General features: G+C 47.8%; 18 protein-coding genes, 1 tRNA gene and 3 pseudogenes. 10 read left to right on the forward strand and 12 right to left on the reverse strand.

Going from position 1 to position 22,794, the window contains the following annotated elements:
• The 3 genes and pseudogenes from IO95_RS06280 to IO95_RS06290 all read left to right on the forward strand — a co-directional run.
• A pseudogene (locus IO95_RS06280) lies at nucleotides 1-215 on the forward strand (IS4 family transposase); the annotation flags it as partial.
• A gap of 511 nt (nucleotides 216-726) precedes the next feature.
• A complete protein-coding gene (locus IO95_RS06285) occupies nucleotides 727-5,754 on the forward strand; it encodes a phosphodiester glycosidase family protein (RefSeq protein ID WP_081878526.1) in 5,028 nt (1,675 codons plus the stop codon).
• Nucleotides 5,755-5,909: 155 nt separating this feature from the next.
• Nucleotides 5,910-6,214, forward strand: a pseudogene (locus tag IO95_RS06290) (RNA-guided endonuclease InsQ/TnpB family protein); the annotation flags it as partial.
• Between the two features lie 92 nt (nucleotides 6,215-6,306).
• Here the strand turns inward: IO95_RS06290 and IO95_RS06295 are convergent.
• Both IO95_RS06295 and IO95_RS06300 read right to left on the reverse strand, forming a co-directional pair.
• Nucleotides 6,307-6,582 carry a type II toxin-antitoxin system RelE/ParE family toxin gene (locus IO95_RS06295; protein ID WP_051791132.1) on the reverse strand — a complete coding sequence of 92 codons (276 nt, stop codon included), beginning with the start codon at nucleotides 6,580-6,582 and terminating at the stop codon, nucleotides 6,307-6,309.
• Nucleotides 6,582-6,773 carry a hypothetical protein gene (locus tag IO95_RS06300; RefSeq protein ID WP_037384417.1) on the reverse strand — a complete coding sequence of 64 codons (192 nt, stop codon included), beginning with the start codon at nucleotides 6,771-6,773 and terminating at the stop codon, nucleotides 6,582-6,584. Before IO95_RS06300 ends, IO95_RS06295 begins: the two co-directional genes overlap by 1 nt.
• 346 nt (nucleotides 6,774-7,119) lie before the next feature.
• On the opposite strand from IO95_RS06300, the pseudogene IO95_RS26425 reads away from it, so the two are divergent.
• Nucleotides 7,120-7,302, forward strand: a pseudogene (locus tag IO95_RS26425) (transposase); the annotation flags it as partial.
• 111 nt (nucleotides 7,303-7,413) lie between these two features.
• On the opposite strand, the gene IO95_RS23445 reads toward IO95_RS26425, so the two are convergent.
• The 9 genes from IO95_RS23445 to aspA form a co-directional block, all read right to left on the reverse strand.
• Nucleotides 7,414-8,016, reverse strand: a complete 603-nt coding sequence (locus IO95_RS23445; protein ID WP_051791135.1) for an FISUMP domain-containing protein — start codon at nucleotides 8,014-8,016, stop codon at nucleotides 7,414-7,416.
• Between the two features lie 266 nt (nucleotides 8,017-8,282).
• Nucleotides 8,283-8,358, reverse strand: a tRNA-Phe gene (locus IO95_RS06310).
• 195 nt (nucleotides 8,359-8,553) lie between these two features.
• Nucleotides 8,554-9,129 carry a transcriptional regulator gene (locus IO95_RS06315; protein WP_023491065.1) on the reverse strand — a complete coding sequence of 192 codons (576 nt, stop codon included), beginning with the start codon at nucleotides 9,127-9,129 and terminating at the stop codon, nucleotides 8,554-8,556.
• 40 nt (nucleotides 9,130-9,169) lie between these two features.
• Nucleotides 9,170-10,888 (reverse strand): protein-disulfide reductase DsbD, encoded by a 1,719-nt coding sequence (locus IO95_RS06320; protein WP_037384420.1) that lies wholly within the window; start codon nucleotides 10,886-10,888, stop codon nucleotides 9,170-9,172.
• A complete protein-coding gene (gene cutA / locus IO95_RS06325) occupies nucleotides 10,864-11,187 on the reverse strand; it encodes a divalent cation tolerance protein CutA (protein ID WP_023491063.1) in 324 nt (107 codons plus the stop codon). The genes IO95_RS06320 and cutA overlap by 25 nt, the downstream gene beginning before the upstream one ends.
• 213 nt (nucleotides 11,188-11,400) lie before the next feature.
• Nucleotides 11,401-13,587 carry a metallophosphoesterase gene (locus IO95_RS06330; RefSeq protein WP_023491062.1) on the reverse strand — a complete coding sequence of 729 codons (2,187 nt, stop codon included), beginning with the start codon at nucleotides 13,585-13,587 and terminating at the stop codon, nucleotides 11,401-11,403.
• Nucleotides 13,588-13,671: 84 nt separating this feature from the next.
• On the reverse strand, nucleotides 13,672-14,025 hold the full coding sequence (locus tag IO95_RS06335; RefSeq protein ID WP_037384426.1) for a hypothetical protein: 354 nt from the start codon (nucleotides 14,023-14,025) through the stop codon (nucleotides 13,672-13,674).
• Between the two features lie 4 nt (nucleotides 14,026-14,029).
• Nucleotides 14,030-15,331, reverse strand: coding sequence for an anaerobic C4-dicarboxylate transporter (locus IO95_RS06340; protein WP_023491061.1), 1,302 nt, complete (start codon nucleotides 15,329-15,331; stop codon nucleotides 14,030-14,032).
• 124 nt (nucleotides 15,332-15,455) lie between these two features.
• On the reverse strand, nucleotides 15,456-16,892 hold the full coding sequence (gene aspA / locus IO95_RS06345; protein WP_037384429.1) for an aspartate ammonia-lyase: 1,437 nt from the start codon (nucleotides 16,890-16,892) through the stop codon (nucleotides 15,456-15,458).
• Nucleotides 16,893-17,240: 348 nt separating this feature from the next.
• Here aspA and IO95_RS06350 point away from each other — a divergent pair, with 348 nt between their 5' ends.
• The 4 genes from IO95_RS06350 to IO95_RS06365 all read left to right on the forward strand — a co-directional run bounded on the left by IO95_RS06350 (nucleotide 17,241) and on the right by IO95_RS06365 (nucleotide 20,609).
• Nucleotides 17,241-17,732: an FxsA family protein gene (locus IO95_RS06350; RefSeq protein ID WP_023489034.1), complete on the forward strand. Its 492-nt coding sequence runs from the start codon at nucleotides 17,241-17,243 to the stop codon at nucleotides 17,730-17,732.
• Between the two features lie 248 nt (nucleotides 17,733-17,980).
• The gene (locus tag IO95_RS06355) at nucleotides 17,981-18,274 is read left to right on the forward strand and encodes a co-chaperone GroES (protein WP_023489035.1); all 294 of its coding nucleotides are present in this window, start codon (nucleotides 17,981-17,983) and stop codon (nucleotides 18,272-18,274) included.
• Nucleotides 18,275-18,323: 49 nt separating this feature from the next.
• Nucleotides 18,324-19,976: a chaperonin GroEL gene (gene groL, locus IO95_RS06360; protein ID WP_023489036.1), complete on the forward strand. Its 1,653-nt coding sequence runs from the start codon at nucleotides 18,324-18,326 to the stop codon at nucleotides 19,974-19,976.
• Between the two features lie 288 nt (nucleotides 19,977-20,264).
• Nucleotides 20,265-20,609, forward strand: a complete 345-nt coding sequence (locus tag IO95_RS06365) for a DUF4156 domain-containing protein (protein ID WP_023489037.1) — start codon at nucleotides 20,265-20,267, stop codon at nucleotides 20,607-20,609.
• Nucleotides 20,610-20,688: 79 nt separating this feature from the next.
• On the opposite strand, the gene epmB is transcribed toward IO95_RS06365, so the two are convergent.
• Nucleotides 20,689-21,717, reverse strand: a complete 1,029-nt coding sequence (gene epmB / locus IO95_RS06370; RefSeq protein ID WP_023489038.1) for an EF-P beta-lysylation protein EpmB — start codon at nucleotides 21,715-21,717, stop codon at nucleotides 20,689-20,691.
• Nucleotides 21,718-21,759: 42 nt separating this feature from the next.
• Here epmB and efp point away from each other — a divergent pair, with 42 nt between their 5' ends.
• Together efp and sugE are read left to right on the forward strand one after the other, a co-directional pair.
• Nucleotides 21,760-22,326: an elongation factor P gene (efp, locus tag IO95_RS06375; protein WP_037384432.1), complete on the forward strand. Its 567-nt coding sequence runs from the start codon at nucleotides 21,760-21,762 to the stop codon at nucleotides 22,324-22,326.
• Nucleotides 22,327-22,479: 153 nt separating this feature from the next.
• Complete coding sequence (gene sugE, locus IO95_RS06380; RefSeq protein ID WP_023489434.1) at nucleotides 22,480-22,794, forward strand: quaternary ammonium compound efflux SMR transporter SugE; 315 nt, start codon at nucleotides 22,480-22,482, stop codon at nucleotides 22,792-22,794.

Raw genomic sequence — 22,794 nt, forward strand, 5'->3', positions numbered from 1 at the left:
CGCTGCTGGGCAAGGCAGGAGACAGCGCGGGTCTGGAGCGAACGATCAAGGTCAATACCAGCAAAAGCCGAACATATTCATTTTTCCGACAAGGTGTTATCTACTATCAATTACTGCCTAAAATGAAAGAAGCCTACGCGATATTGTTGATGGAGAAGTTTACTTATTACCTGAGGCAGCATCGGTTATATACCCGCACACTTGGCATTATTTGAGTCTCTAAAAATGAGGGGATCTCTGAGCTTTGGACCTCATCATTGAACGAAACGCCCGCGCAATCCCGCTCTTTTAGGGTCGGGTCAAGCGGGAGGTAAATTGTTTTTGGTCAAGGCCTTAGACCGCTGCTGCAAAATGGCGTCTGAATCGATCACGGTTTGGCATGCATCCCCGATCATGGTTTGGCATCCTGCCGATCACCCCGGGAATTAACTCTTTCTTACACGGTCTCTATGGCTGATGTTTACGCTGATGGAGGCATTGATGTCCAAAAAGAGAAAAACCAGAAGTGCCATGGAAACCTGTTTTAAGGTCCTTGTCCGCTTTAAAGCCACGTCTCTGCCATGGCCTCTCGCCACAGCAATGTCCCATTGATACCCTTGAAAAACAGCTCTTTCTGAGAAAGTCAGGTTGTTTAATATACATCAACCATAATCAAATAAATTTGTAACAAACCTTAGCTATTATCAAATCCACATTCAAATTCAAATTCAAGTACATAGGACGTTAATGATGAGAAATATGTATGTTCGCCAGTTTTGCCTGATGTTCGCAGGTTTGGCCTTGATGGCATGTGATAATGCATCATCCCCCGCTGGGGAAAACATAGAACCAGTGTCTAGTTATAAAATAACGTTGGAAGCCACCCCATCGGCGGCCGGGCATATCACTATTTCACCAGAAAAAAGTGAATATCCGCAAGGGAGTGAAGTCACTTTAACTGCGATACCTAGCAGTGAGGATTATCATTTTGCCAGTTGGGGCAACAGCGTGACTGGCAGTGAAAACCCTATCACCATTCGCGTCCAGAATAACATGGATATCACCGCACAATTCAGTGAAACGGTGAAGCCGCCAGAACCTGTTGATTATAAAGTATCACTGGATGTCGCCCCCAAAGAGGGTGGAAAGGTCACCATCAGCCCAGATAAAAGCGAGTATGCGGCAGGTTCCTTAGTCACATTAACCGCAGAAGCAGCAGAGGACGGCTATGAATTCATCGGCTGGGTTGGGGATATCACCAGTGATAAAAACCCCCTACAAATTAATGTGGATAAAAATCTGGCTCTCACAGCTAACTTCCGAAAAAAGGAAGATGAAGATTGGGTAGCTCGGGTTATTAAAACGCCAGAAAATATTGATGCACGTTTCACTGTAGCGATACCCCCTAAGGTGATAGGGACCACTAGCCATCAGAATGAAAAACAAGAAACAGAAATTACAGATTTCAATCGTTATCAAGTCAACGATGATTTTGTTATCACCATGGGGCGCTTGAATCATAGTAAAAATGAAAAAATTCTCTCGATGGAGTTCAAAACGGGAACCGGTCTTGCTTTACATCCGTTAGAGCGTTCAACGGGTCAATGGAGTATGGAATCAACCACGAAAAGCATGGGAAGTGCCCTGGCTAAAGGGGTTAACATTATAGGGGCGATCAATGCGGATCCTTATAACATGTTTAATGGCTGGAACGTGGGTATTACCACTATCAACGGGGTTAACTACTCAGGAGCCAATACTTCACATACTTCCAGAGACTTTACTGAGAGTGCAGTTATTGTAAAAAATGATGACACCGTTGAGATTTGGGGGAAAGAGCGGTTACCACTTTTCACCATGAATTGGTATCACAATGGGCAAGCTATGGGAGGAGCCAGGGCCGTTTATCATTTCGACAAAGAGAAAAATGAGAATAAATTTAAATTTTTTGCAGACCAAAGTGATAAGTCCATTAGCGTTTACAGCGGTGATAACTACCGTTCCATCGTTAATATAAACAATAAAAGGGCTGTATTGGTAAGACCAGAAGCGAATGAAGTGACCGTTATTGCCAATAAAGAGGGGTCCAATCGCGTTCAATACCCACCCTTTAGCAGCAAAGTAGTCAAAATTGTTTCCCAAAGCTCTCTGGTTATCCCTTCTGGCCACGCGCTGATTGTGACAGACGGCAATGCGCTTGCTAACGTGAACCCGGGTGATAGCCTGGATATTCGTTATGAAACGGATGATCCCGCCTGGCTTGAGGTTAAGCATGCGTTAGGCGGCGGGTTCATGAATGGTCTATTAGTAGAAAATGGTTCTCTATCCCGGGGGGCTGAGGATCAATCAGCAATCAGTTCCAGAACCGCCTTAGGCGTCAGAGCAGACGGTAGTGCTTTCTTTCTTACGGTGGATAAACCGACGCTTTCACCTTCTGATGGCGTTACTTTGAAAAAACTCGGCCAGATCATGTTGGCTTATGGCGCTAAAACCGCCATTGAGCTTGATGGTGGCGGTTCTACAACCATGGCTTACCGTATGCCAGGTAGCCAAAAGGCCAGCCTGCTAAATACCCCCTCGGATGGCAGTGAGCGCCCAGTAGCAACAAAATGGGCATTGATGCTTACCGGCAGTGGTAACTATGCCAACCAGCTTCAATTATTCCCAAAATCACTTACCGTCTTGGCTGGAGCAGAATACCGAGATTTACTGGCGATTGGTTACGATGGCAAATTTGATTCGCTATCCGGGGATCTCGTATTAGGCACCTCTGATGCCAAGCTTGGGCGGGTACACAAAAGCGATCTTGCCTTTACGGCCGGGCAGGAGGCTTTCAGCGGTTATCTTCTGCTACAGTCAGGTGAACAAACTTCTGGTTCTAAGCTTAACGTGGTGACCGAGGTAGATAGCCTGAATTTTGCTCTTGATTCCCTGGTTCTGGAAGCCGGTGAATCGCGCAGCCTACAACCTACACTGCGCAAAAATGGGGAGCCGGTTTTTTATAATCCTTCCCAACTTACTTATCACCTCGATACATTGGAAAATGGCACGATTGATCCCGAAACGGGTATTTTCACCGCTAAAAAGGTGCAGGGCGGCGAAACCAGAGTCACGATGAGCTACGGTGGTCAGTCAGCATCGATCCTGATTAAAGTAGGTGTACCACCAACGTTGATTGAAGATTTCGAAAAAGGCATCCAACACTACACTGCAAAGGGCGCTAGAGCCATTAGTCTTGCTTTGGATGAAAGTACAGATATTTTTTACTCTGGTAAAAAATCTGCAAAATTACAGTGGAAAGCAGATCCTGCGCAGCCCGGCACTTTTGGTGCTTATTTAACCGATCCTGTCAAGTTAACCAAGATAGAAGGATATCCTAAACGCTTGGGCGTTAATATTTACATTCCAGAGGAGTTGGCGGAAAAGAACTGGTGGATGCGTGGCTTGATAAGAGACAATAAAGGCAAAAGCGTCACTATTGATTACAATCAGTCTTCGGATCCTCTGCCAGCAGCGGGTTGGCACTATGTGGATGCCAAGATCCCTGAAGGTTTTGAGCCCCCATTCTTTTTCGATCAGCCGTTCCGTTTTTTAGTAACCAGTACTGCAGAACGTATAGACTCATCCATTTATCTTGATGATTTTATTGCTGTTTATAGTGATAGTACCGACCTGCATGGACCAGATATTGAAATAACGCCAGCTAAAGGCGAAACCGTGTCGACCCATTCACCCGCAATCAAATTGAAAGCTGCCGACACATCGGGGATAAATCCTGAAACCGTGCTATTAAAACTGGATGGCAAAGAGGTCTCTGCGGCAGCTCAGTTTGATGGCATAGATACCTTTACCTACCAGACTAGCGGCTTAAAAGACGGCTGGCACAAAGTTGACTACAGTCTTGGGGATCGCTATGGAAACATCACTACCGGGGATTATCTGTTTAATATTGTGACCGGCGCTCCCCGTATTTATGTTGATGACAGTCAGGTTGATTCGTTTTCTCCCGGTACTACCTTCCGCTTACCTATCAGGGTTATTGGTGGTGATGCTTTCACCCAGCTCAATTTGACATTGGGTTTTGACAGCACCAAATATGCGCTTAAGGTTGTCGATAATCACCTTAAAGGTGCCAACATCAATCTCACTTCGAATAGTTGGTCCGCTGAGTTCAGTGGTTTTTCCCAGGAAACGCAAACGCTCGCCACTATCGAAATAACATTACATGATTACATCAGCCGCGGCGATGCCGCACTGACTATCTCTGGCACCCTTGATGGCAAACCATTCTATTATCCGGTGATCAAAAAAGAGATCTCCAGTTTGTATCGCTTATTCAATCGTTGGATTGAGAAAGACGGTATTAATGAACTGATTGTGGTGGATAAAAATGGGCAGGTTGTTTCAGGCGTAAAAATTGAAAAGGTGACCTATAACGCTGCAACGGATACCGTTTCTGGTATTGAATTGCTGGGTGTGACCGACATCAATGGCCGGTTATCGTATCCCTTGGATTGTCATTCGGAGCCAGGTGACTGTTCCACCACCCATACGTTCCGTATTTTTGACAGTAAAGGAAGCTCACTGATTCATGGAATTTCAGCACTACCAGAAAACTTGACATCGCAGCCACGTTACATCTACCTGACACCAGGTAAACGTACGGATAACGTCAACCTGACTTGGTACACCAACACCGCGAATACAGACTCAACGGTCATGTTTGGCGAAGGTAGCCTGGTGAACAAAACTCAGGGAAGCAGTGAGGTTATCCCCTTCTTGTATGGCCCAGAGGCGGGTTTGGTACGTGTACATCATGCTAGTCTATCTGGATTGGCAGCAGGCACACAGTATCTTTATCAGATTGGTGAAGGTACAGATAGAAGTGAGATTTATCAGTTCACTACAGCGAGTAATAGCGATGAGGTTCGCATCCATTTATTGGGTGATACACAGACGCTGGATAACAACAATATTAATAATGGTGCCCCATTAATTGGTGAGCTTTTGGCTAAAATGGATAACCAATTGCCACAAAAAGATTTAATTCTGCATGTGGGGGATTTCACGGATGACCTAAGTCTATACCAATTGGTTCGCAAATTCTTCGAACAGGTTGAAGGGCAAGATAAGGCCTCATCAGTGCCACTGGTCATTGCCCAAGGTAACCATGAAGTGATCAATGATGGTGCTACCAAATATGCTTCTATGTTTTCCTACCCCTATGCTCGCGGTTTACCGTTTCCTGTGTCAAAAGCGGTGTACTCTTTTGATTACAACAATGTGCATATTGCAGTGATCACCGCTGAGGTAAGCACTGATAAGGGATGGCAAGATATGATGGAGTGGTTACGTAATGACATGAAAAACAGCAACAAGCAGTGGAAAATCCTGATATCTCATCGTCCTCCTTATGAAGCAAACCCTGCTTCAGGTAACGGATTGGTGAAAAAATATTTGCCTTCAGTCGTCGATGAAGTCGGAATCGATCTTGTTTTGTCTGGACATGATCATATTTATAGCCGCAGCGTGCCTTTAAAACAGGGGCAGCCAGACCCCGCTGGAGCTACGTATCTTATTGCTGGATCCGATTCGGCAAAATTCTACGATGCTGGGTTGGCGGGTATTGTTCCCGTTGCTGATGTGTTATTTGATACCAATATCCAAGTTTTCACTACGCTACATATTAAAGGTGATGCCATGGAGGTAGAAACCCGAACACTCTATGGGGAGTTGGTTGATAGCTATACATTGTATGCCAAACCTGACCAGTAACAGAAAGTGTTGATATCAACAAGGTAGAGGAGTGTTCGTGGTCCCGGGGTGATCAGCGTCTTGATTTGATCACCCCAGGCGCATCGGCTCCGGTATTTCGGGGCCATTGCAGAGGAAGACTCCTTCTTTATGATTGGGTCTCCCTGCCTCACACTCTAGCTGTCAGCCAGTCATGCGGTAAGTGGTACGTCACAGTATCCAGACGGAATACGACGTCACTGAACCAGCTCATACCTCAACGTCGATGGTGGGTCTTGATGCGGGTGTGGCAAAGCTCGTTACGCTATCAAATGACACCATTTTTGAGCCTGTAAACAGTTTTAAATCCAACCAGAATAAACTTGCCAGACTCCAGCGTGAAATGAGCCGTAAGGTGAAGTTCAGCAACAACTGGAAGAAAGCCAAACGCAAAGTACAAAACCTGCACTCACGTATCGCAAATATCCGCCGCGACTATCTTCAATTTGAATAAATTGAAAATTTCACCAGTTTCTGTCAAAAATTCGTTGTCAGAATGGATATTGACCTATTGTGCGACCAACAGGTCAGGCATTACGGGTATTCCTGACGGGCGTGTAGAACATCAAGTACTTCAATACAATCGAGCAGTACCCGATACACAACGATATAGTTGGGGTGAGCGACGATTTCTCGTGTGCCAGGAACTCGACCAGGGCGAAAAATATAGGGATGCTCCGTTGCCGGAAGCGTTGAGTCCTGAATACGATGTAGCAAAGACTCAGCAGCGAAAGGGTTTTGTTCGGCAATAAAACCGATTAGTGTGTAAAGTGCAGTTCTGGAATCGTCAGTCCACTTGACTGGTAACATCAAGCTGGTTTCCTTTTCATTTTAGCTTCTTCAATAATCTTCCACGCGCCAGCCATCACTTCATCGTGAGGTATACGTGGCTTGGTACTGTTCATCGCTGCTTCTACTCTGGCACGGAACCAGCGGTCATAGCTGTCAGCCTGCTCCTGAGTTTCAAACTCGGATACGATGGGGGACAGTTTGGTTACCATATGACTTACTCCTTTCTTTGCTGCTCTTTTGACCAGTATAGCCTGTTACGCTGTTCGGACCAAGTGGATGACAAAGGCCTGCTGTTGTTCCTTACCAAAATTTTCAACATCCCCCTTCTCGTTGTTTGCTGGTACCTAGTGGAGTGGGTTGTCAGCTCTCGGCGAAGCCAGTTCAGGGCAGCGAGAAAGACGAGTTGGCGCTGGCCCTTAAAGTATTTGAGCGGAGCCTGGAGCAGTCGAGAGGTGGGGTTCAGGGGCAGTGGCCTAGGCGGCCATAACGACCAGCAATCTACCAGCAAAAACCCAGCCATAGGCTGGGTTCTCTGAATAAGCAGTCAGCCAGTAATGCGGTAAATGGTACGTCAGTATCCAGACGGAATACGACGTCACTGAACCAGCTCATACCTCAACGTCGATGGTGGGTCTTGATGCGGGTGTGGCAAAGCTCGTTACGCTATCAAATGACACCATTTTTGAGCCTGTAAACAGTTTTAAATCCAACCAGAATAAACTTGCCAGACTCCAGCGTGACACGCAACCAGCGGTCATCGCTTTCCATAAGGGGAACTCATCAAGATGTGGGTACAAAGCTCATCGAGCTATTACCGAAGAAAAATCTGTTTCATGTTTTAACAATATGTTATTCCACTACCGGGCGAATAGACAACGCATTACTGGATGCAAGAGCATGTAGAGTTGAATGATTGCCAGCAATCATCAAGCAGACGGCAGCTTTTGATGCAAGACTATTGTTGGTATTGCTCCAATAATAACCGATTGAGCCCACCTTGTGGAGTGTGCTAAATGAACTGTCACGTAAACCTACCGCTGGTAGGAAAATGCTATTACCATTCTCTTTGTCGGTAAATTTTGTGCCGTCTATTCCGTTTTGGGTCGCTTGCTGGTAACTGACTTTTTCTTTATCAAATAAAGACATCATTTCATTCATCGTAGGTACTCGCCAACCTGGAGGGCTAGGGTCGTTATCCTTTTCCCATTCGGTACCTTCGGGGTCAGTATCATTCCAATCGGTCACTTTATTATCAGTGGTATTCCATGCCTTTTTTCTGTTCCATTGGTAAAATTTTCCTGCATTTTCTGGGGATTGGGCAAAAGTACCTACTTCGTCTACATTTCGGGTTGCCCACGTAACACCATTAATGACTACGCGGTCATCTGCTGACGCGAGTCCAGTAATAATCATTATAAAGCATAGGGTTAAAAAGGTTATTACTTTTTTCATGGTGTCATTCCTTCTAAAAAACAGTGAATCTTATCTGCCCCTTGTTGAAATTTTTGCACATATTCAGGTTTTTCAATTTTATCGTATTATCAGCACGTACACGAAAAAGCCCACCTGCGCTAACAGGTGGGCTTTTCAAGAACCGAGTTTTAACAACCGCTATACAAGTAGTCGAGCTGCCTGATAGGTTACAGTGTGTTAACAAGGTCTTATTTCGTACCCGTCATTTTATCATCCTGAAAGAATGACGGGCGCTTCTGAATAAGTGGTGCCCGGACTCGGAATCGAACCAAGGACACGGGGATTTTCAATCCCCTGCTCTACCGACTGAGCTATCCGGGCAACGGGGCGCATTAAACCGTATTGCTGATGTGGCGTCAACGGGTTTATGGAAAAAAAACTGAAAACAGAGCTGATTGCTGGCTTTTCAGTCAAGGTGTTCAAAATGCTATCTTTATCCTGCATGCCATAAAACCTCGGCTTGCAGTCCGGGGATATCAGGCACGGTTTTCCACCTAACGGGGTGTTTGCTGTTGCTTAACTTAATGCACCGAATTTACGGCACTGAGCAATCTGTAGAATATCTGCTGCTAGACGTTTAGCGACAGCGACATCCTGCAACTGCCGGTTGACGAGCAATTTACTGAGACATCCCTCTTGCACCAGTTCCATTTGTTGGGCAACCAAATCGGCATCATCGACATCCATCTCTCGCAATAGCTCACGGGTGAAATGGAAAGAAGCTAATTTCTGTTGCTCAGCTAACTGGTGAATAGGGTGGTCGCTGGCGGGGAACAAACTACAGGCGGCAATAAACAGACAACCAGGATAACGCTCATTGAGAACATGTGCGGTCAACACATCATAACGTGCCAACAGCTTTTGCTGTACGCTCAAAGCTTCATCAAGTTGCAACTGGCGGCGCCAAGTATCAATTTGTTGACCATGATAGCGTAAGCAGTCATACAGCAAAGCTTCGCGATCTGGCCAGAATGGCTGTATATCATGGATTGAAACACCCAACTTGGTGGCCAGCATATCGAGTGTGGTGATCGCCAGCCCCTGCTTTTCCAACAGCTTCAGCGCGGTATTTAAAACTTGTTCACGTTGCACTTGTGCTTCCTCTCAGAAGAATGTTGAACCACTGCACCTGTTATTGATTAATGTGTTTCTGCAAATGTGCGTTGAATGCCGCTGCATCCATAAACCCGGTGACACGAGCGGCGGGTAACTCTTGTCCCGCAGAGTCAAAAAAAAGAATGGTGGGTAGCCCAAGCACCTGCAAGTGTTTTAGCAAGGCCACCTGTTCGGCGCTATTGGCAGTAACATCAACCTGCAATAGCACTGAATTCGTTAGTTGACGTTGTACTGCTGGATCACTGAACGTGTATTTTTCAAATTCTTTGCAGGCGACGCACCAATCAGCATACAGATCCAACATCACCGATTTACCCTGTGCCTGTTGTAGTGCCAAATTCAGTTGTTCGAGGTTATTAACCTGGGTGAAACCTAGCTGGTTTTGCGCTTGTTTTTGGGGGGCGCTGCTGTGGCCAAATGCCCAGTCTTGCAAGGGGCGCCCGGCGATCACCAACATCACCAATAATATAACCTGCACAAGTCGCACCCAACCATGGGATGATTTCAAGCTGAGAACGAATGCCCAACCCAAGAATGCCAGCCCCAGTAGACTCCAAAGACGTAGCCCCCAAACGTCACCTATTACTCGCTCAAGGAGAAATACCGGTAGCGCCAGGATAACAAAACCGAAAGCTTCTTTAACATATTGCATCCAAGGGCCACTGCGTGGTAGCAGGCGGTTACCGAACAGGGTGACTATCACCAGTGGGATCCCCATCCCTAGTGCATAGAGATATAACGTACCACCACCTACCCACATATTGCCGCTTTGAGCAATGTAGAGCAGGATGGCACTGAGAGGGGCGGTGGTGCAGGGGGAACAGATCAACCCGGCCAACGCACCCATAACAAATACGCCGAGCAGTGAGCCCCCCTGTTGAGTATTGCTCCAGTTCGCCAGCCGGGTTTGTAGGCCGGCGGGCAGTTGCAAGGAGAAGCAACCAAACATGGATAAGGCCAAGGCGATAAACAGTACAGACAACCCGATCAACACATAAGGGTGTTGCAGTGCAGCCTGAAATTGTAGCCCGAGAGCGGCAACTACCAGGCCAAGCAAGGTATAGGTTAATGCCATACCTTGTACATAAACCAAGGCCAACACCAGGATGCGTCTACTACTCTGTGGTCGTTCTCGGCCAAGAATAATGCCGGAAATCAACGGGTACATGGGTAGCACGCAAGGTGTGAATGCAATGCCGATACCAACCAATAGTGCCCAGAGTGGGGAAAAGGGCAGTCCGATTGGTTCTGCGGCGGCAGGTGCTGTAGCCAGCGGCTCTGTGGCTGCGGCTGCAGCGACGGCACGCAAAGGAATGATCCGTGTCTCGGGTGGATAACAGAACCCCGCTTCGGCACACCCTTGATAGGTGACGCTCAAGCTGGCGTTACTGTCGGCTTGCAACAGCGGAATGGTCAGGGTCAACGGCTGCTTGAAAATGGCCACATCACCAAAGAACTCATCTTTATGATTCACCCCAGCCGGTAACTCAAATTGGCCCAGAGTTGCATGCTGTGGCACCAGTTTGATTTGATGGCGATACAGGTAATAGCCCGGGCGAATTTCCCAACTCAGTGTCAGTTGGTGGTCCTGCTGTTTAAAATCAAAAGCAAAGGCTTGATCGACAGGCATAAACTGGTTACCGCTGTTTTGGTTAAACAGCGAGGCCTGAACGGCTTGCGGCAAGAAAAACAGGCTGCAAAGCAGTAATATCAGTTTAATGAGGCGTTGATCCATGACAGGTAATCTTTATCTCCAGCCAACACCGGTAGCACCAATAGTTCGGGTGTTTGATATGGGTGATGTTGTTTCAGGTAGGTAAGCAGCGCTTGCTGATGTTGTTGGTCGCTCTTGAACAGCATTTGTACTTCGTATTCCTGCTCTAATTTGCCTTCCCAGTAATATAACGAGGAGGCACCGGGCAACAGTGTGGCACAGGCGGCCAGTTTTTCAGCCAGTACTCTCGCGGCCAACTCTTGCGCTGTCGCTTCATCGGGTACGGTACAAAGTATGACAATAGCTTCGCAATCAGACATATTCAGCCCTCTTAGCCAGGTTATCTGCAGGATAGCATACCCTGAGGCTATACTCTTTAATCTTCAGGTTGCCAAGATGAGGACAATGAACATTAACGCTGTCCATGAGTAGCGTTCAAAACTGTGTATTGTAGATAAAATTCAATTAGTTGGTTTCATTACCAAAAAGTGTAACACCCAACACCAATCAGCCAGCATTGGGTGTTAATACGATTATTCCGCAAATCCCTTTTTATCACTCAGATTGATAACCTCACGCTGCTCGAGATTAATCATAAAGTGGTCACTGGGTGGCAATGAAGTTCCTAATTTACGCAAAATGGCAAATAGGGCGCCAAAGCGGTTCTGAAATACTTGGCTGACACTATTGTCATCCAGCACTTTCTTATCAGAGAAATGAACGGTGGCTTGGGTATTCGCCAAGGCATCAGCCAGCACGCTGTATTGACCAATCCGTTCAGGAGTGATGTCATCCAGCGCCAGATCGCCAGCGTTAGCCAAGCGATAAAAATCGGTGGCCAGATCAAACCCGCTCCATGCAGCAAAATCATCTAGCTTGAGGTTATTTGCCTGCGCCAGTGATGCTGCCTTAGCTTGGGCACGCTCCCAGTCTGCGGTTATTGTCTCTGGCGTTACGCTTACAGGTACCTGAGGCGAAGCCGCAGTACACTTGGCTAGCGTGGTTAGCGGCGACAAAGACGGATTAGCCTGTAACTGGGCCAACGTCACAGCGGTGTCCAACTGTGAGAGGATCAGCATATCGCGCCCACTCATGCTGAACAGCATCTCGCGCATTTCACAGGGCCATTCGCTGGGTAAAAACCGCAGGCGGGTCAGCTCCGAGAGATACAGGTTATTGAACTCATGGTAATCCTTACTGGCGAGGATATCGGCATTCCATAATTTTGCCGAACCCTGAGCCGCTAGATGTTGGTGTTCCATCTGATAATGTTCAAACAGTTCGTCGAAACGCGGAACCTGATTCAATCGAACGGTTTCCACCTCGATGGTACTTTTGTTATTGAGAGTGAGTAATTTATAGGCAGGGACGTAAGCCGCCATCGAAGGTGCCTGAATGTTGACTAGAAAACCATCGTCGTACTTGCGAATACCGGTGTCATTAAAGTGCATATGGCCCCCGACGTGGATCTCGATCCCTGCTTTAGCCAATGCGTGTACAGTATCTTCTGCAGGCCGACGAGCCATTTGGAAACTGCCGGTGCCAAACAGCGCTTCAATATCGTCAGATGCCCCGTTATAAAATTCGGTCATCGGGAAATGGCTGAAGGTGATCAACTGTTTATTCTGCTCTTTGGCACGCTGCGCCACGGTTTTGATCCATTCAATCACGTGAGTTTTATGCGTCAGCATACGGTTATATCCCGCATTGCCTGAACCATTAAAGTTTTTAGGGTTGGCAGGGTCTGCGTCATCGGCGGAAGACTTGGGGATATAGACATTGGCATCAATCGCCAGCAACCAGACCCCAGAAATGGGCTCGACCAGATAGCTGGCGTCCGGCACCTGCAAGCAGTGGGTGTAATCACTTTGCTTGTAGCGGCCACCGGTTCCTTCGGCACAAATCTCATAATGGCGGTACTGCCAATCGGCCTGCTGGCGCGCGGTATCAAATGTGTAGCTGGTGGTTGAATAGGTGCTGTATGGGGTTTCCCAATAAAGATAGGAGGCTTTGGGCATAAAACCGTGTTCGGCAAGAGCCGCGGTCACCCCTTCATAGCCCAACTCACGGATATCTTCCGTACAGACGGTGGGTAATTCATATCCTGCGTCAATAATCGCCCAGGCATCGCTGTAACCAGTGCATTCAGCAGCGCCCTTGCTATAGATACGCTGTTCTTTCCCCTCCTCACCGAGAAAATCGCTTTTCCCACCGGGGCGTTCAAACGGCACATTAGGATCATGATTGCCGGGAGCGGCGAAAAACTGAATACCATAGCGCTGGGAGTATTCATCCAGAATTTTTTTCAGCCCCCGCATATGGATTGGCTGGCCATCATCACTGAAATCGCCGGGTAGCGCGACCAACTTGATCCCACGCTGTGCCGCATCGTCCAACGCCGCCAGAAAAGCGAAATAGTTCTCATTGAATAACCGGGTCGATGTCAGTTGCGCATACATGGTGCGGATCATGGCTGACTGGCCGCTTTTACTGTTCATCAGGCCAGCGAAGGCGTTGCCTTCGAAGGAACCATAAACATCATGAAAATGGACATCTGGCATAAACGCCACGGTTACCGGGCTCTTATCTATTGGAGGTTCTGTTATTGGTTTTTCTTCCGTCGGAGTAGGTGACAGTACCTGCTTGCTGTCGGTATCGCCACATCCCACCAGAAAAGCGGCGGAGATAAAGAGAGCGCCAATTGGCCAAACTGTTTTCATAAGAAACTCCATTTACAATAAAAAATTTTTTGAGCAATAGTAGATTCTCCTTGTGTCATAAATATGATGGATACAGCGTCGACGTTAAAAAAAGCAGTAAGTTAAACCGCTCTCCGGCAACAAACCGGATAGCGTTATTGAGGATGGGCACTTATTTTTTGGTAAAGAGAGAGCCCCTTCCACCAAGATGAATTTATTGCGCAGGTTCGAATATATTTTGCCCATGATCATCACCGCTGCCACAAGGAGCAGGGTGATAAATATCACCACCTTCCAGTGCCAAAGTCGCATATTTTTGGCATAAACTTCTGGCACCGACAAAAACAGCATCGCAGCAGAACGAATATTGGCTTCAATCAGGGACAGACTCAGCGGCAGATAGGCGGTATAGGCATTAATAGGCGAGAGTGCAGAAAAGCGGGGCCGAAACCCCGCCAATCAATTACAAAATCATGCCACCTATCAGGAAGCCAAAGATTACCGCAAATACCACACCCATGGTGCCAGGGATAAAGAATGGGTGGTTAAATACGAAACGCCCAATGCGTGTGGTGCCGGTATCGTCCATTTGTACTGCCGCCACCAGTGTTGGGTAAGTTGGCAGAATGAACAGGCCGGAAACCGCAGCAAAGGAAGCGATAGCCGTCAGTGGGGTAACGTTGAGTGCCAGAGCCATTGGCATCAGAGCTCTAGCGGTAGCAGCCTGAGAATAGAGCAGTGCAGAACAGAAGAAGAAAATGACTGCCAGCAACCAAGGGTGTGATTGGATCACGGTGCCTGCAGTGGCTTTGATCCAATCAAGGTTAGCCTGCACAAAGGTATCACCCAGCCAGGCAACACCCAGAATACAAACACAGGCACTCATGCCGGCTTTGAAAGTGCTGGAATTCAATATCAGGTCGGTATCAACGCGGCACAGAATAGTGGTTAGGGTGGCCACACTCAACATGATGATCAAAATGGCATTAGTGGTATTCATTAGTGGTGTTGCCACCAAACCCATGCTTGGGCTGTTGATAATGGCATAAGCCACCACACATAGCACGCCAGCCAGGAACATCAGGACCGACATTTTTGCCTTGGGTTTGATCTCCAGAACGCGGTCACCGCGCAGGGCAATCAGGCCCTCTTCAAAGCGTTTTTGGTAGACTGGATCGTCAGACAATTTGGAGTCAAACAGCCAGGTGACCAACAGCGACATCAACAACACCGCGAGGAAAGTGGATGGGATTACCACCATCAGCAAATGCAAATAGCTGACACCGTGCCCTTCCATCACCGAAGACATATACACCACGGCAGCAGAGATGGGGGATGCGGTAATGGCAATCTGGGCGGAAACAACGGCGGTAGACAGTGGGCGGCAAGGTTTGATGCCTTGCTCTTTGGCTACTTCGGCAATCACTGGCAGCGCAGAAAGCGAGATATTACCAGTACCGGCGAAGATGGTCAGAAAATAGGTGACGATCGGGGCCAGAATGGTGATGTATTTCGGGTTCTTACGTAGCAGTTTTTCCGTCTGCTGTACCAGATAATCCATCCCACCAGCGACTTGCATGGCGGCGATAGCGGCAATAACGGCCATGATGATTGAAATAACATCGAACGGTATGCTGCCTGGCTTTACGCCAATCATTGCCAGCACCAACACCCCAAGACCCCCAGCAAAACCTATTCCAATACCGCCCAGCCTAGCCCCTAGGAATATGGCCAGTAGAACGATGATTAATTCCACGACTAACATAATATTTACCCCATTCAAAATGATTTTTTATGAAAATAAAAGGTTAAAAAACTGTGACGCAAGAAAGAAAAAAGGCACGCGATCCAATGGATTTGCGTGCCTTTCGGGCTACCGGATGAGTCTATTATTGGTCATTTTCATCAGTATAGCGTTTCGCTTTATAGGCCGGGTGCATCAAGTTCTCCACAGAGAAGATATCATCCAGCTCAGCTTCGGTCAGTAACCCGCGTTCCAGCACGACTTCACGCACACTCTTACCAGTTTCGGCGCAGATCTTGCCAACAATGTCACCATTGTGGTGGCCAATGAATGGGTTTAGATAAGTGACGATGCCGATAGAGTTGAAGACATAGTGCTCGCACACTTCCTTATTGGCAGTAATGCCATTAATGCATTTTTCCAGCAGGTTATAACAGGCGTTGGTCAGAATGTGTATCGACTCAAACATCGCTTGACCAATGACTGGCTCCATTACGTTGAGTTGTAACTGGCCTGCTTCGGCTGCCATAGTAACGCAAGTGTCGTTGCCGATCACTTTAAAACACACTTGGTTGACGACTTCTGGGACTACCGGATTCACTTTGGCTGGCATAATAGAAGAACCCGCCTGTAACTCTGGTAGGTTGATTTCATTCAGACCAGCGCGTGGGCCGGAAGAAAGTAACCGTAGATCGTTACAAATTTTGGAAAGTTTCACTGCCAGGCGCTTCAGCGCGCTATGTACCATCACGTAGGCACCGCAGTCTGAGGTGGCTTCGATCAGGTCTTCTGCTGGAACGACGGGCAGGTTACTGACTTCTGCCAATTTTTGCACTGCCAGATGCTGGTAGCCTTCTGGGGTGTTCAGTGCGGTACCGATTGCTGTAGCACCCAGGTTGACTTCCAGCAACAGCTCGGCAGTGCGGTGCAGGTTGCGCGTCTCTTCTTTCAGCAGGATGCTGAAAGCATGGAACTCCTGACCCAGCGTCATCGGGACAGCATCTTGCAACTGGGTACGGCCCATTTTCAGAATGGTGGCGAACTCCTGGGCCTTGCGGTCGAAGCCTTCTCGCAGTTGGTTAATGGCATCGATCAATTTCTGGTTGGAGGCGTAGACCGCGATACGGAAGCCAGTTGGGTAGGCATCGTTGGTGGACTGGCACTTGTTGAGATGGTCGTTAGGGTTCAGGTACTGATATTCCCCCTTCTGGTGTCCCATCAACTCCAGACCGATGTTAGCCAACACTTCGTTGGTATTCATGTTCAGTGAGGTGCCAGCTCCCCCTTGAAACACATCCACGGGGAATTGGTCCATGCACTTGCCTTTATCCAGCATTTGGTCACAGGCTTGGATGATGGTGTCAGCAATTTGACGAGGAATGGTTTTCAGCTCTTTGTTGGCCATTGCTGCGGCTTTCTTCACCATAACCATGCCGCGAATAAACTCAGGAACATCGCTGATTTTACTGTTGCTGATATAGAAATTTTCAATCGCACGCAAAGTATGAATACCATAATAGGCTTCTGCGGGTACTTCACGTGTTCCTAACAGGTCTTCTTCGATACGAATGTTGTTTGACATGAGAACCTTCTCTAAATATCGCTGCCGAATAATTATATGTGTGATAACAAAATAATGTTGCCGATAGCATCAAGTATGGAAGTATTAACCACACTGATTGTTGCTGCCCAGATCATATGCTGCTTGGTAATAAATGAGTGGGCGCAGATCACTATCTGATGTTTCAAAAATGGCGGCGTGTTGTTTCTGTGGTTCACTTCACATTTTTTAACGGGGTAATAAAAATATCCGTCAGATTGAAATGACTCTATGATGTCCCCATTGTAGTAAAATAGGTCTGTTATAGAACTTATTCGTGGTGTATGCGCTATTGTGCGGATACGCCGACTCTATCGAGAGGAGAAGCCGGTGCGCTGGTTACCGTTATTTCTGATATTTCTGTTGGTTTATATAGAAATATCCTTATTTATCAAAGTGGCTGCGGTATTAGGCGTACTAACAACGCTCTTGTTGGTGCTTTTTACCTCTTGTGTTGGCGTCTCCCTGGTGCGTAATCAGGGGGTGAAAACCTTTGTGCAGATGCAACAGAAACTGGCTGTGGGGGAAAGTCCTGCAGCAGAGATGGTAAAAAGTGTTTCCTTGGTGTTGGCGGGGTTCCTGCTATTGATCCCAGGTTTTTTTACCGATTTTCTTGGCCTGCTGCTGTTGTTGCCACCCGTGCAGAAATTGCTGACATTAAAATTAATGCCACACCTTTCCATTTATCGCACAGGTGGGGGGAGCCAGAATGGGGGGGCGGCCAGTGGCAATACCTTCGACGGGGAGTTCCAGCGTAAAAATGATGAGCGTTACACGCTGGATCATCAACCGGATGATCATGATAAACCTAAAGATCGATGATTTTTTCTCGAATGCGGCTAACAGGCCGCATTTTTGTCTCTATCCCCATCATAATGTCAACCTTAGGAGCATTGCAGGACTAACAAACCTGGATAGAGAGCCGATAATTGGCAGTAATTAAAATTTTTTTTGATTTTGCCCCTTGAAGGGAAATGGAACGCCCCCATTTCAAATCCCACGGAGCCGGTATCAATAATCCGGTGAACAACCCTAAATCTGATAGAAACTTTCTTACAGGAGAGCGTTCAATGAGTATTCGTCCATTACATGACCGCGTTATCGTCAAGCGCAAAGAAGTTGAATCAAAATCTGCTGGCGGCATCGTTCTGACTGGCTCTGCAGCGGGTAAATCCACGCGTGGTGAAGTTGTAGCCGTTGGTAAAGGACGCGTTCTGGAAAGTGGTCACGTCCAGCCGCTGGATGTGAAGGTGGGTGACATCGTAATTTTCAACGACGGTTACGGCGTGAAAGCAGAGAAGATCGACAGTGAAGAAGTGTTGATCATGTCTGAAAGCGACATTTTGGCGATTGTTGAAGCCTAATTACGCTTTATATCTTCTAATAACCTGAACAAGTTGAAGGGAAATACTAATGGCAGCTAAAGACGTAAAATTTGGTAATGACGCTCGCGTGAAGATGCTCCGTGGCGTGAATGTACTCGCTGATGCAGTGAAAGTGACCTTGGGCCCTAAAGGGCGCAACGTCATACTGGATAAATCTTTCGGCGCACCTTCCATCACTAAAGATGGCGTATCTGTTGCTCGTGAAATCGAACTGGAAGACAAGTTTGAGAACATGGGTGCTCAAATGGTGAAAGAGGTTGCCTCTAAAGCCAATGATGCTGCAGGTGACGGCACCACCACTGCCACTGTTCTGGCTCAATCCATCATCACCGAAGGCCTGAAAGCTGTAGCTGCAGGTATGAACCCGATGGACCTGAAGCGTGGTATCGACAAGGCCGTTATTGCGGCGGTTGAAGAGCTGAAAAAGCAGTCTGTACCTTGCTCTGATTCTAAAGCTATCGCTCAAGTAGGTACCATCTCTGCAAACTCCGATGACACCGTGGGTAAATTGATTGCAGAAGCGATGGAAAAAGTGACTCAAGAAGGTGTTATCACCGTTGAAGAAGGCACTGGTCTGCAAGATGAGCTGGATGTAGTAGAAGGTATGCAGTTCGACCGTGGCTACCTGTCTCCTTACTTCATCAACAAGCCAGAAACCGGTTCTATTGAACTGGAAAGCCCTTATATCCTGCTGGCTGATAAGAAAATTTCCAACATCCGTGAAATGCTGCCAGTACTGGAAGCGGTTGCCAAAGCAGGTAAGCCACTGTTGATCATCGCAGAAGATGTTGAAGGTGAAGCGCTGGCGACCCTGGTGGTTAACACCATGCGTGGTATCGTCAAGGTGGCAGCGGTTAAAGCACCGGGCTTTGGTGATCGCCGTAAAGCCATGCTGCAAGATATTGCTATCCTGACAGCCGGTACCGTCATTTCTGAAGAGATTGGTCTGGAGCTGGAAAAAGCGACTCTGGAAGATCTGGGTCAGGCAAAACGCGTGGTTATCAACAAAGACACCACCACGATTATTGATGGTGTGGGTGATGAGGTTGCCATTAAAGGCCGTGTTACTCAGATCCGTCAGCAAATTGAAGAAGCGACTTCTGACTATGATCGCGAAAAACTGCAGGAACGCGCCGCTAAACTGGGCGGTGGTGTGGCAGTTATCAAAGTCGGTGCCGCAACTGAAATTGAAATGAAAGAGAAGAAAGCCCGTGTTGAAGATGCCTTGCATGCGACCCGTGCAGCGGTAGAAGAAGGCGTGGTTGCTGGTGGTGGTGTGGCCTTGATTCGTGTAGCAGGCAAGATTGCTGGCCTGAAAGGCGATAACGAAGACCAGAATGTGGGTATCAAAGTGGCTCTGCGTGCCATGGAGTCTCCACTGCGTCAAATCGTGATCAATGCGGGTGAAGAAGCCTCTGTGATTGCCAATAAAGTGAAAGCAGGTGAAGGCAGCTTCGGCTATAACGCTTACACCGAAGAATACGGCGATATGATCGCTATGGGTATTCTGGATCCAACCAAAGTGACCCGTTCTGCACTGCAGTATGCGGCTTCTGTCGCTGGTCTGATGATCACCACCGAATGTATGGTGACTGATCTGCCGAAAGACGATAAAGCCGATATGGGTGCTGGTGGTATGGGTGGCATGGGCGGTATGGGTGGTATGGGCGGTATGATGTAATCCCCCCAAGCACCGATGTGTATTGAGACCCGGCTTCGTGCCGGGTTTTTTTATGGCTATGTCCCAATAGTGTGACGGGTGAGCAGAAATTGCTTCGCGATGGGGGATAAATGCCGCTGTTGCACATATTTTTGCAGATCATGTTGATTTAGCGTGTAAACTGATAGCTCATCAACTGTCGCTCAAGGTGTTGATCAGGCTCCAGTGGCCGCTGGCAATGGATGCTAGAAACATAGCAGCGTTCTTTGATAAGTTTTGCGTCATTCTCAATATTAGATGGGGGAAAAAATGCGGATTAAAACCTTACTGGGTCTATCGGCAGCATTGTTGCTGGCGGGTTGTAGCACTAGCAACGAACTGAGTACTGCAGGGGAGCAAGTTAAATTTACTGAGACCAAACCTACCGCAGAATGCCAATTTATCGGTGAAGTAACCGGTTCTCAAAGTAACTGGTTGGCAGGCAATGACGGTGAAAGTGGTTCCATGCGGGGTGCAGCCAATGATTTGCGTAACAAGGCCGCCGCAATGGGGGGCAATGTCCTTTATGGCGTGAGCAGCCCAAGCCAGACGTTTCTCTCCAGCTTTGTGCCCGGAGAAAGCAAAATGATTGGCCAAGTGTATAAGTGTCCCTAACACCAGAATGACTACTTAGTACGACTTAGGTAGGTTCAAAGAGGAGTGCGCTGGCATTCCTCTTTCGTATAACAAGCCATTATTTTTCCATCAGATGCAGATCCAGCGGTGTTTTGCTGGCTTCCCCACCGACTTCGCGGGTTAAGCGTGGTACCAGGTAACCTGAAACCTGGCTTAACAAGCCTTTCATAATCACTCTAGCTTTATCATCACTGACCATAAAATGAGCGGCGCCTTGTACTTTATCGAGCAGATGAAGGTAGTAGGGCAAGATACCTGCATCGAACAGGGCGTGGCTGAGTGCAGCTAGCGTATCGGGACAATCATTGATGCCTCGCAGTAATACGCTTTGATTGAGTAATGTCACACCAGCGTGGCGTAACTGCGTCATCTTGGCGCACAGTTCCTGGTCAATTTCATTGGCATGATTGATATGGGTCACCATCAATACTTGCAAGCGCGATGCTGATAGACGCTGGCAAAGCGTGGTGGTGATGCGGGCGGGGATCACCACTGGTAAACGGGTATGGATACGTAGCCGCTTGAGATGCGCAATGTTCTCCAGTTCACCTATCAGCCAATCAAGCTCCTGGTCTTTGGCCATCAATGGATCGCCACCGGAGAAAATAATTTCATCCAGTTCCGGGTGTTGGCGGATATAATCCAACGCTTGTAGCCAGTTTGCTTTGTTACCCTGATTATCCTGATAAGGGAAATGGCGGCGGAAGCAGTAGCGGCAGTTGACGGCACAACCCCCTTTGACCAACAGAAGGGCGCGATTACGATATTTATGGAGTAAACCCGGTACTACGCTGCGTTGTTCATCTAACGGGTCGACAGTAAAGCCGGGGGTGTTGATAAACTCAGCACTGCTGGTTAAAACTTGTCGCAGTAATGGGTCGTTGGCATCGCCATGGCGCATACGGGCGGCAAAGGTACGGGGTACGCGCAGGGCAAATAGGCGGCGAGCGTCACCCCCCTGCAGTAGTTCGGGGTGATTATTCAGTGATAAAAGCTGCAGCAATTCATTGGGATCGGTAATAACATCGGCAAGTTGATGTAACCAATCTTCTCTATGCAGTGTATTTCGGGTTATAATGTGTGCCATTTTTTTGGCTAAGCTACCAGTTTAATTATTCAGAGGGCCATCATGGCGACTTATTCTAGCAACGATTTCCGTCCGGGTCTTAAAATCATGTTCGAAGGCGAACCTTACGCTGTCGAATCCAGCGAGTTCGTCAAGCCCGGCAAAGGTCAGGCGTTTGCACGTGTTAAAATGCGCCGTTTATTGACCGGTACCCGTGTTGAGAAAACGTTTAAATCTACCGATTCTGCCGAAGGTGCCGATGTTGTTGATATGAACCTCACCTACTTGTACAACGATGGTGAGTTCTACCACTTCATGAACAACGAAACTTTTGAACAGTTGGCTGCGGATGAAAAAGCGATTGGTGATAGTGCCAAGTGGATGCTGGATCAAGCAGAGTGTATTGTGACGTTATGGAATGGTCAGCCAATTGCGGTGACACCACCAAACTTTGTTGAACTGGAGATCGTTGATACTGATCCTGGTTTGAAAGGTGATACAGCGGGTACAGGTGGCAAACCCGCTACGCTGAGCACCGGTGCTGTTGTTAAGGTCCCACTATTCGTGCAGATTGGCGAAGTGATCAAGGTTGACACCCGCTCTGGCGAATACGTTTCTCGCGTTAAATAAGCCGTTGTTGAAAGAGGTCACCCCCTGTGGCCTCTGCAAATTATCCCCATGGTCATTCAAACCCTAGGGGATAATTATCTACTCAGCCAGATGGGACGACCCACCTGCGCTTCTTTTATCCGGGGACGACCCTATTTGTTTGGGAGCCGTTTCATGGCGTGGATTATCCTCATTTTTGCCGGGCTGTTAGAGGTCGTTTGGGCTATTGGCTTGAAGTACACCCACGGTTTTAGCCGCTTAATGCCCAGTTTGATTACGCTTGCCGCTATGGCTGCCAGTATGATATTGCTGGCCAATGCGATGAAAACATTACCAGCAGGTACCGCTTATGCCGTGTGGACCGGTATTGGGGCGGTGGGGGCGGCGATAATGGGCATGATACTACTTGGCGAATCTGCCAGTATGATGCGTATTCTTAGCCTGTGCTTAATTATCGCCGGCATTTTAGGGCTGAAATTTAGCAGTTAG

Source organism: Serratia sp. DD3, assembly GCF_000496755.2.